Below are 273 nucleotides of genomic sequence, written 5' to 3'. Positions count from 1 at the left end.
CGGCATTGCAGCGGGCGCGGCATCCATTGCGAAGATTCTGTTCTTCATCTTCATCGTTGTGTTTCTCGTTACGCTGGTGCTGGGTGTCGTGCGGCGCGGGTGAAGCTTTTTCGCCACTTCGTTTTAGAAAAAAGCCCGCAGAATCTGCGGGCTTTTTTCTTCGCGTCACACCTTGCGTAGCGTGGCGATCGCGAGTTCGCGAAACCAGCGATTGCCGTCGTCGTTGTCGAAGGTTTCGTGCCAGTGCACGGTGACTTCGACCTGAGGCATTTC

At 55.7% G+C, this 273-nt stretch carries 1 protein-coding gene; it reads left to right on the top strand.

Translation table 11 applies throughout. From position 1 onward, the window contains the following. The coding region (locus tag SB816_RS31605) for a DUF1328 family protein (protein ID WP_410548196.1) at positions 1-103 on the top strand (103 nt) is incomplete at its 5' end. Positions 104-273 lie beyond the last annotated feature (170 nt).

Origin of the sequence: Achromobacter sp. SIMBA_011 (assembly GCF_046535435.1) — a bacterium.
GTDB classification, from domain to species: Bacteria; Pseudomonadota; Gammaproteobacteria; order Burkholderiales; family Burkholderiaceae_B; genus Achromobacter; species Achromobacter dolens.
Note: the sequence above shows the minus strand (reverse complement) of the source record. Positions and strands in the feature narration are given on the sequence as shown.